The following is a 512-nucleotide window of genomic DNA, read 5'->3' on the forward strand; positions in this document are numbered from 1 at the left end:
GGCTTCATGTACCGCAGCTGGATGAAGAATCAGGGCATTCCTGACCATGAGTTCCAGGGCAAGCCGATTATCGGGATCTGCAACACCTGGTCGGAGCTGACGCCCTGCAACGCGCATTTCCGCAAGCTGGCGGAGCACGTCAAGCAGGGCATCCTGGAAGCGGGCGGCTACCCGGTCGAGTTTCCGGTGTTCTCCAACGGTGAGTCCAACCTGCGCCCCACGGCCATGTTCACCCGCAACCTGGCCAGCATGGACGTGGAGGAAGCCATTCGCGGCAACCCCATGGACGGCGTGGTGCTGCTGGTGGGCTGCGACAAGACCACCCCGGCGCTGTTGATGGGGGCGGCCAGCTGCGATATCCCCACCATCGTGGTCACCGGCGGACCGATGCTCAACGGCAAGCACAAGGGCAAGGATATCGGCTCCGGCACCGTGGTGTGGCAGCTCTCCGAGCAGGTCAAGGCGGGTGAGATATCGATGCACGACTTCATGGCCGCGGAGGCGGGCATGTC

Annotated in this window: 1 protein-coding gene; it reads left to right on the top strand. The window is 63.7% G+C overall.

Going from position 1 to position 512, the window contains the following annotated elements; genetic code table 11:
• On the top strand, positions 1-512 hold a 512-nt coding region (locus tag ADS46_RS13725; protein WP_199825240.1), incomplete at both ends, for a dihydroxy-acid dehydratase.

It is taken from the genome of Halomonas sp. G11, from assembly GCF_001663515.1.
In the GTDB taxonomy this organism is placed as follows: domain Bacteria; phylum Pseudomonadota; class Gammaproteobacteria; order Pseudomonadales; family Halomonadaceae; genus Vreelandella.